This is a genomic window from Curtobacterium sp. LFS084 (assembly GCF_047977705.1).
Taxonomy (GTDB): Bacteria; Actinomycetota; Actinomycetes; order Actinomycetales; family Microbacteriaceae; genus Curtobacterium.
The window spans coordinates 23,722-32,024 of record NZ_JBFPFM010000037.1 but is presented as its reverse complement, the minus strand read 5'-3'; the positions used below and the strand labels follow the sequence as shown (position 1 = coordinate 32,024).

Sequence of the window (8,303 nt, the reverse complement as noted above, 5' to 3'; positions counted from 1 at the left end):
GTCCAGTTCGACGCGGCGACACCGCAGCGGTCCTTGCTGATGCTGGCGCCGACCGTGCCGGCAGTGGTCTGGCCGAGGTACAGGCAGTACCCGAACGACGCACCACCCGCGCCTCCCGTCCGACGCGGCGCACCACCGGATCCGCGAGCGCGACCGCGGTCGACGCAGGCCGCGCACCGGGCACGCGCGCACCGCACCTCGCGCGCCCGCGCCTCAGCGCTCGACGACCGTGGACTGCCGCACGACGAGCTCGGGCGTGAACTCCACGTGCAGCTGGTCCGTGCCCTGCCCCTGGTCGACCTGGGCCACGAGCAGCTCGATCGCCCTCCGGCCGAGGTCCTGCGCCGGCTGCCGCACCGAGGTGAGCGGGACGACCGCGGCCTCGGCGAAGGCGATGTCGTCGTACCCGACGATCGCGATCTCCTCCGGCACCCGGATCGACCCGCGCATGATGAAGGCCTGCTCGAGGCCGACGGCGAGCAGGTCGTTCGCGGCGAACACCGCGTCCGGACGTTCGGTGGCCGGTCGAGCCTGGATCTCCTCGCCGACGCGTCGGCCCTCGAGGACGGACAGCGACGTGGTCGGGATCACCTCGAGTGCCGCACCCGCCGCCTCGGCGGCCGCGACCGCGCCGGTGTGGCGGTCGGTGACCTGCCGGATGCCGAACGGGCCACCGACGAAGGCGATCCGGCGGCGCCCGATGGCGGTGAGGTGCTCGACGGCGATGCGGCCCCCGGCGACGTCGTCGACCGACACCGAGGCGAAGTGCTCGTCGTCGGCCCGGCGGTCCACGAGCACCACGGCGGTGCCCTGGTCGCGCAGCCGTTCGAGCCGGCTGAGGTCGTCCCCGGCGGGGGAGATGAGGAGTCCGGCGACGCGACGCTCCTCGAACAGCTCGACGTAGGTGTGTTCGCGGTCGACCGACTCGTCGGAGTTGCCGACGAGGACCGCGAGGCCACGCTGCATCGCCGCGTCCTCGGCGCCGCGGGCGACGTCGGTGAAGAACGGGTTGCCGCCGTCGAGGACGATGAGCCCGACGGTCGAACTGCGGCCGGCCCGGAGCTGCCGCGCGGAGTCGTTGCGGACGAAGCCGAGCTCGGCGATCGCGGACTGCACGCGTTCGACGGTCCCGGGGGCGACCTTGTCGGGGCGGTTCAGCACGTTCGAGACGGTGCCGAGGGACACACCGGCGAGCGCTGCGACGTCCCGAACGCTCACTGCCATGGGGTCATCCTGACATCGGGGCGGGCGTTCCGGTGGAGCGACTTGCCCTCCGACCGAACGGCGAGTACCGTCTCCGCAGCACCGTTGAAACGATTCACAGTCGAACACGCGAACGGAGGACCAATGGCGGTCCGTATCGGAGCCCGGAACACCACGGGCTGGAAGGCGACCATCTCGGTTGCCATGTCGAACTACATCGAGTCCGGGTCGATCATCGCGATCGCCACGAGCCTCAGCCTCTGGCAGGCGCAGTTCCACGTCGGCGACCTGCAGGTCGGGCTCCTCGCGAGCCTGTCCGCGAACGCGTTCGGCGCCGCTGCCGGCGCGATCATCGGCGGCCCGCTGTGCGACCGCTACGGCCGGAAGTTCATCTACACCTACGACCTGCTGCTCTACATGCTCGGCATCCTGCTCGCCGTGTTCGCCGGCAGCTACGGAATACTCCTCGTCGGTTTCATCCTCACCGGCATCGCCGTCGGCGCCGGAGTCCCCGCGAGCTGGACCTACATTGCCGAGCAGGCGCCCGCCGACAAGCGCGCCGCCCACGTCGGCACGGCGCAGCTCGCGTGGTCGATCGGCCCGATGGTCGGCTTCGCCCTCGCCATCGCCGCGGCCCCGCTCGGACTGCTCGGCAGCCGATTGATCTTCGCGCACCTGTTCGTCGTCGCCGCGATCGTGTGGTGGCTGCGACGCGGCCTGCCCGAGTCCACGATCTGGAAGGACGAGCGCGCGGCCACCGGCTCCGCGAACTTCTTCCACGGCTTCGGCCAGCTGTTCAGCCGGCGCGGGAACCTCACCGCGATGCTGTTCCTGTTCGGCGTCTACGCGCTCTGGAACACCGTCGCCGGACAGGCCGGGATCTTCCAGCCACGCGTCTACTCGGCCACCGGCGTGACGAGCGTCACCGAGCAGTACGGGCTGCAGATCCTCGTGTGGGGCTGCACCGTCGCCGCGACGTACTTCGGCTTCATGCGCTTCGCCGACCGGATGAGCCGTCGGCTGCTCTACGCGATCGGCGCCGCGCTCGCGGTCGTCGCCTGGGCCGTCCTCATCTACGCCCCCGCGACCCTCGGCACGCTGCTGTTCTTCGCGATCGCCTGGGGCATCTCCTCGGGCATCGGCGCGCAGGCGTTCTACGGCCTCTGGACGAGCGAGCTGTTCGCCACCCGGTACCGTGCGAGTGCGCAGGGCGTCCTGTTCCTGGCCGCCCGCGTCATGGTCGGCCTGCTGAGCATCTGGTTCCCGCTCCTGCTCGCCGACATCGGGCTCCGCGCGCTCGGCGGGCTCATCCTCGGGCTGCTCGCGCTGTCGTTCCTGGTCGGCACGATCTGGGCGCCGAGGACGCAGGGCAAGACCCTCGAGGAGATCGAGGCCGAACGGTACGGCACCGTCACCAGCGCGACCGGCACGGTCCGCACCCCCGAGGAGCACGCCGCGCGCCAGCAGGCGCTGCGGGGTGCGCGAGCCGGGCGGACGCCCCGGTGAGCGACGCGGACCAGCGTGATCCGCGCCTCCTGGACGGTCCTGGAGGCGCGGATCACGTGACCCGCGTCTGCTTCCGCCTGCAGGTGGGGACCGCGCACCTCGACGCCTACCGCGAGCGGCACGCCGCGGTCTGGCCCGCGATGCTCCGGGCGATCGCGACCGCGGGACGGCGGAACTACTCGCTGTTCCTCGACGACGACGGCCTGCTCATCGGCTACTACGAGACGGACTCGGTGGCCGATGCCGACGCGTCGCTCGCCGCGTCCGAGGTGGCGGCCGCGTGGGAGGCGCACATGCAGCAGCTGTTCGACGGCACCACCGGTCGGGCGGACCAGACGGCGCGGGTCCTGCCCGAGGTCTTCAACCTCGAGGACCAGCTCGCGGCCGCCGCCGACTGAACGCTCCGCGAACGTCCACGGACCGTCCAGTCGCCAGATCGACGCCGTGGCTAGCGTGGGGCCATGCAGCCGCCCGCAGCCGGGACCCTCCGCGTCCTCCACCTCTCCGACACCCACCTCACGGGCGACGGCACCCTGCACCAGGGGTCCGTCGACACGACCGCCGCGCTCCAGGGGGTGCTCGCACGCGCCGACGGCGTCCCGGGGGTCGGGCTCGTGGTGGTCTCCGGCGACGTCTCCGAGGACGGGTCCCCGGAGTCGTACGCCGCCGTCGTCGAACGCGTCGGCGGCTGGGCGGGGCGCCACGGTGCGGCGCTCGTCACCGTGCCGGGCAACCACGACCTCCGCGAGGGGTTCCGCCAGGTCCTCGCGAACGGGCACGTCCTCGGCGAGGGCGGCCGGCCGCTCATGCACACGATGGAACACCACCCGCCGACCGTGCCGGTCGCCGGGCAGTCCCTCGTCGCCGGGCGCCGGATCGTCACCGTGGACACGAGTGTCCCCGGCGCCGGGTACGGCGAGATCGCCGAGCCGTCGCTCGAGCGACTCCGTGCTGCCCTCGCCGGCGACCACGCTCCGCACGGCACCGTCGTCGTCCTGCACCACCCGCCGCTGCCGGCACCGACCGCACTGCACGACGCCCTGCGGCTCCGCAACCCCGGGGCGCTCGCCGACGTGATCCGCGGCTCGGACGTCCGGGTCGTGCTCGCCGGGCACTACCACCACCACTTCGCCGGGTCCCTCGCGGGCGTCCCGGTGCTCGTGGCCCCCGGCGTCGCGAACGACACCGACGTCACCGGCCCCTACGAGGAGGAGTCGGCGTACGTCGACGCCGGCGCGCTCGTCGTCGACCTCGCCGAGGACGGGTCCGTCTGGTCGACGCCGATCCGGGTGCCGCGGCCCGACGCCGACCCGCTCGCCTTCGCGCTCGACGCGGACACCGTGACGCGCGTCATCGAGGCGTCCACCGGGCGGTAGGCGCACCGGCCGACGCACGGGGGACGTCCAGCGACCTCGCATTCGGGTCGCAGTCGGGAACTCCGAGTAGGAGAGGTGTCACACCTGGAGTGAAGGAGTACCCATGCGGATCGGCAGCGCAGTGCAGTACGACCGGTACGGCGACTTCGACGTCGTCGAACTCGTCCCGCAGGAGCGACCAGACGCGGGTCCCGGCGAGGTCGTCGTCGAGATCGTCGCGGCGGGGCTCAACCACATCGAGCGGTTCCTCCGCGAGGGCAAGCTCCGCGACCACATCGAGCTCGACTTCCCGGGACGACAGGGCGTCGACTTCGCCGGCATCGTCCGGGCCCGCGGTGAAGGGGTCAAGGACCTCCGGGTCGGCGACGAGGTGATGGGGCACGCGCCGAACGGCGGGTCGCACGCCACCTGGCTCGCCGTCCCGCGCAGCGCCGTCATCAAGAAGCCGGAGCACGTCGGCTGGGAGGTCGCCGGCGGCCTCTACCTCGCCGGCTGCACCGCTGTCTCGGTCGTCCGCGGCCTGAAGCTCGGCCCCCAGGACACGGTGGTGATCACCGCGGCGGCCGGCGGCGTCGGACACATCGAGTGCCAGCTCGCGCACGACGCCGGCGCCACCGTCATCTCGCTCGGCAGCGCACGCAACCACGACTACCTGCGCCAGATCGGCACCCTCCCCGTCGTGTACGGCGAGGGCGAGGAGGAGCGCATCCGCGCCATCGCCGACGGCCGTCCGATCACGGCGTTCATCGACAACCACGGCGAGAGCCGGGCCGAGGAGCTCGCGGAGCGTCTCGGCGTCGCACCGGGGCGGTTCGTGTCGTCCGAGGCACGACGTGACATCGAGATCCGGTTCCTGCGGGCCCCGGCCGACGACGAGGAGCCGCGCGAGCTCCTGACGCTCCTGGCCAAGGCCGTGCAGGACCGACGCGTGCAGGTGCTCATCTCGGGGTTCTACCCGTTCGAGTACATCGTCGAGGCCTACGAGGACCTCGCCGAGATGAAGTCCCGCGGCAAGGTGGTCATCGGCATGCAGACCGTCGAGACCGGCGCACGGATGGACTGGTACCGGTCGGAGAAGGCCCGGGACCTGCGCGACCGGTACGCCGACGCGCGGGGGAGCGACACGGAGACCATGGCGGGCGGCTCCACGAGCTGACCCAGCCATCGACGAGCGGAGCGGCCGCGGCGCAGTGCGCCGCGGCCGTCGTCAGCTCAGGACGTCCTTCGTGGCGAAGCGGCTGTACGCCAGCGCGCCGAAGACCACGACGTAGCCGAGCTGCAGCAGGGCGTTCGAGCCGAAGGAGTCGAACGCGATCGGGTCGCGCAGCAGGTCCCCGAAGCCGAGCCACTGGTGCGAGAACAGGTACGGGTGCAGCCAGTCGAGCTGCGGCAGCTGGTCGAGCACCTGGGACGCGCCGGCGAGCACGACCGTCGCCGCCATCGCGCCGACGGGCACGGTGGTCAGGGTGGACGCGAAGAGCCCGATCGCCGACAACCCGAGCATCGACAGCGTCACGTACAGCGCCAGCAGCAGCGCGCGTCCGGCGTAGGACCAGCCGTCCACCTGCGTGCCCGACAGCAGCGTGACCGGACCGATCGGGAACAGCACGGCACCGATCGCGGCGCCGACCACCACGATGAGGAGCGTCGCCGCGAGGCAGAAGGCCACCGCGCCGACGTACTTGACGAGGATGAAGCGCACCCGGCCGGTCGGGGCCACGAGCAGGTAGCGGATGGTGCCGTGGCTCGCCTCGCCCGCGACGGTGTCGCCCGCGACGACCCCCACGGTGAGCGGCAGGAACAGTGGGATCGACACGGTCAGGGCCGTGAACGCCACGAACAGTCCGTTGTTCGTGATGTCGCCGAGGAACGCCGGACCGCCCGAGTCCCGCCCGGTCGTGATCCTGACCGCGACCGCGATGAGGATCGGCACGAGTGCGAGCGCCCCGAGCATCGCCCAGGTGCGACGGCGTCGGAAGACCAGGGCGAGTTCGGACCCGAGCAGCGCGAACGGGCGCTGGCGGGGACGCGGGGTGTCGCGCGCGTCGGGGGTCGCTGACCCGGCGGTGGACACGGTGACGGCGTCAGGCAGCGACATCGAAGCCCTCTCCGGTGAGGGCGACGAACAGGTCCTCGAGGGTGCCGCCGCCGACGGTCAGCCCGCGGACCCGGACGTCCGCGCGGACGAGCTCGGTCGTGATGGTCTCCGGCAGGACCTCGTGCGGCAGGTCGGCGACGAGGACGTCGGCTCCGCCCTCGTGCCGCGGGGTCAGGCCGAGGCGGATCAGCACGGTGCCGGCCTGCCCGAGGTCCGGCGTGCGGACCGTGACCGTCCGGGCTCCGGCGGCGCGGAGTTCGTCGAGCGGACCCTGCGCGACGATCTTCCCGGTGCGCATCACCGCGGCGTGGGTGCAGACCTGCTCGATCTCGGCCAGCAGGTGGCTCGACACGAACACCGTCGTGCCGTCGTCCGCGAGGGACCGGATGAGGTTCCGGACCTCGCGCGTGCCCTGCGGGTCGAGGCCGTTCGTGGGCTCGTCGAGCACGAGCAGGTCGCGCGGGGCGAGCAGCGCGTTCGCGAGGCCGAGACGCTGCTTCATGCCGAGCGAGTACGCGTGTGCCTTCTTGCCCGCGGCGTGCGCGAGCCCGACGCGGTCGAGTGCGCTCGCGACGCGGTCCTTCCGGGTCCGCGGGTCCGACGTGGGGTCGGCCGCGTCGAACCGGAACAGGTTCGCGCGCCCGGACAGGTACGGGTAGAACGCCGGTCCCTCGACGAGCGCGCCGACCCGCGGCAGGACGTCGTGCAGGGCCCCCGGCATCGGTCGGCCGAGCAGCTCGATCGTGCCGTCCGTCGCGCTCGAGAGGCCGAGGAGCATGCGGATCGTCGTCGTCTTGCCGGAGCCGTTCGGCCCGAGGAAGCCGAACACCGAACCGCGCGGCACGGCGAGGTCGATCCCGTCCACCGCCCGCTGCCTGCGGAAGACCTTCGTCAGCCCGGTGGTGCGGATGGCGAGGGCCGCGTCGGACGTGCTCACTCGGCTGCGGCGACCAGTGCCGACACCGGGACCGCGCCCGCGAGGACCCGGCCGTCGTCGGTGAGGTAGACCGACACGAGTGAGGTCTGCACCGCGCGGCCGCCGTCGACCGATCGGGTCAGCTGGTCGAGCAGACCGGCCTGGTCGGCACCGAGCGCGGACTCGTCGACAGTGCCCTTCGGCAGCTCGGCGATGGCGCTCCAGCCCGTGCCGGTGACCGTCGGCTCGTCGCCCGGACGCCCGTGCCGGTGCTGCGCGCCCTCGTCGTGGGCTGTGGCGTCGGAGAGGTCCTTCGTCTCGACGGTCGCGTTCGCCGGCGGCGTGAAGTCGAACAGCCGCGCGGCCGGTGCGCCGTACTGCAGGCTCGTGAAGCCGACCTCGACGGCGGGGTCGCTCTGGCCCTTCGCCGCGATCGTGGCGCGGAGCGGTAGCCCGGTCTGCTGGTCGACCGCCAGGCGGACGGACCCGACGAGCGTGCCGGACGACTTCGGCGTGAGGGTGATCTGCCACGCGTCGTGCCCGGCGACCCGGACCTCGGTCGGCTTCGAGACGGTGGTGCTCGGCGTGATCGCGTCGATCGCCTGCTTCGCGACGTCGGCCGGCGTCATCGTGCCGGACTGCGGCGCCTGGGCGTCCTTCGGCAGGGTGACGTGCGTCGCCGTGCGCTCCTTCGAGTCCCAGGTCCAGACGTCGGTCCCGTTCCGGACGAGGTCCTGCTCGGCGAGCTGCTGCGTCAGCTGGACGCGCTGCTTGGACGCGCCGTCGACGTAGACGCGGGCGGTGTGCGACGAGGTCAGGAGTCCGAGGGCGTCCGAGGCGTCGCCCTCGAGCGAGGAACCGCCGGACCCGGTGGGGAGCTCGGGCAGCCCGAGGTCGCTCGTCTGCACGAGCTTGCCGGAGTACTTCGCGTCGGAGGACCCCGCGATGCTGGCGATGACGTCCGCCGCGCTCGGGTTCGTCCCCGCGACCGGGTCGCTCGACGCGTTCGCGATCATCGGTGCGGCGACGGCGCCGGCGACGACGACCGGTGCGATGACGGCGGGCAGCCAGGCTGACTTCTTCATCGGTTTCCCCTCGGTGGTTCGTGTGGGACGGCAGCACCGTACGTCCGGCAACCGACAGAACGCTGGGGGCGCTGCGACCTCCCTAGAATCGGTGCGCGGACGCGGTTCCGTGCGCGACG

General features: G+C 72.5%; 8 protein-coding genes. 4 read left to right on the top strand and 4 right to left on the bottom strand.

Annotation, left to right across the window (positions count from 1 at the left end; all coding sequences use genetic code 11):
- Positions 1–213: 213 nt before the first annotated feature.
- Entirely contained in the window at positions 214–1,224 is a 1,011-nt protein-coding gene (locus tag ACNQOV_RS15380; protein WP_416395584.1) for a LacI family DNA-binding transcriptional regulator, read from the bottom strand.
- Positions 1,225–1,347: 123 nt separating this feature from the next.
- Here ACNQOV_RS15380 and ACNQOV_RS15375 point away from each other — a divergent pair, with 123 nt between their 5' ends.
- The 4 genes from ACNQOV_RS15375 (at position 1,348) to ACNQOV_RS15360 (ending at position 5,241) form a co-directional block, all read left to right on the top strand.
- Positions 1,348–2,709: an MFS transporter gene (locus tag ACNQOV_RS15375; protein ID WP_416395582.1), complete on the top strand. Its 1,362-nt coding sequence runs from the start codon at positions 1,348–1,350 to the stop codon at positions 2,707–2,709.
- Positions 2,710–2,765: 56 nt separating this feature from the next.
- Positions 2,766–3,107 carry an L-rhamnose mutarotase gene (locus tag ACNQOV_RS15370; RefSeq protein WP_402269078.1) on the top strand — a complete coding sequence of 114 codons (342 nt, stop codon included), beginning with the start codon at positions 2,766–2,768 and terminating at the stop codon, positions 3,105–3,107.
- 63 nt (positions 3,108–3,170) lie between these two features.
- Entirely contained in the window at positions 3,171–4,085 is a 915-nt protein-coding gene (locus ACNQOV_RS15365; protein ID WP_416395580.1) for a metallophosphoesterase, read from the top strand.
- Between the two features lie 103 nt (positions 4,086–4,188).
- The gene (locus ACNQOV_RS15360; protein WP_416395578.1) at positions 4,189–5,241 is read left to right on the top strand and encodes an NADP-dependent oxidoreductase; all 1,053 of its coding nucleotides are present in this window, start codon (positions 4,189–4,191) and stop codon (positions 5,239–5,241) included.
- Between the two features lie 51 nt (positions 5,242–5,292).
- Here the strand turns inward: ACNQOV_RS15360 and ACNQOV_RS15355 are convergent, their stop codons facing one another.
- Genes ACNQOV_RS15355 through ACNQOV_RS15345 form a run of 3 tightly spaced genes read right to left on the bottom strand, consistent with a single transcriptional unit; the run spans position 5,293 to position 8,184 of the window.
- Positions 5,293–6,183, bottom strand: coding sequence for an ABC transporter permease (locus ACNQOV_RS15355; protein WP_416395576.1), 891 nt, complete (start codon positions 6,181–6,183; stop codon positions 5,293–5,295).
- Positions 6,170–7,120, bottom strand: coding sequence for an ABC transporter ATP-binding protein (locus tag ACNQOV_RS15350; RefSeq protein ID WP_416395574.1), 951 nt, complete (start codon positions 7,118–7,120; stop codon positions 6,170–6,172). The genes ACNQOV_RS15355 and ACNQOV_RS15350 overlap by 14 nt, the downstream gene beginning before the upstream one ends.
- The gene (locus ACNQOV_RS15345) at positions 7,117–8,184 is read right to left on the bottom strand and encodes a LolA family protein (RefSeq protein WP_031261248.1); all 1,068 of its coding nucleotides are present in this window, start codon (positions 8,182–8,184) and stop codon (positions 7,117–7,119) included. The genes ACNQOV_RS15350 and ACNQOV_RS15345 overlap by 4 nt, the downstream gene beginning before the upstream one ends.
- Between the last annotated feature and the right edge of the window lie 119 nt (positions 8,185–8,303).

Coding starts and splice junctions, on each gene's coding strand:
- ACNQOV_RS15380 (WP_416395584.1), bottom strand. CDS start 1,224: ATGGCAGTGAGCGTTCGGGACGTCGCAGCGCTCGCCGGTGTGTCCCTC.
- ACNQOV_RS15375 (WP_416395582.1), top strand. CDS start 1,348: ATGGCGGTCCGTATCGGAGCCCGGAACACCACGGGCTGGAAGGCGACC.
- ACNQOV_RS15365 (WP_416395580.1), top strand. CDS start 3,171: ATGCAGCCGCCCGCAGCCGGGACCCTCCGCGTCCTCCACCTCTCCGAC.
- ACNQOV_RS15345 (WP_031261248.1), bottom strand. CDS start 8,184: ATGAAGAAGTCAGCCTGGCTGCCCGCCGTCATCGCACCGGTCGTCGTC.
- ACNQOV_RS15360 (WP_416395578.1), top strand. CDS start 4,189: ATGCGGATCGGCAGCGCAGTGCAGTACGACCGGTACGGCGACTTCGAC.
- ACNQOV_RS15355 (WP_416395576.1), bottom strand. CDS start 6,183: ATGTCGCTGCCTGACGCCGTCACCGTGTCCACCGCCGGGTCAGCGACC.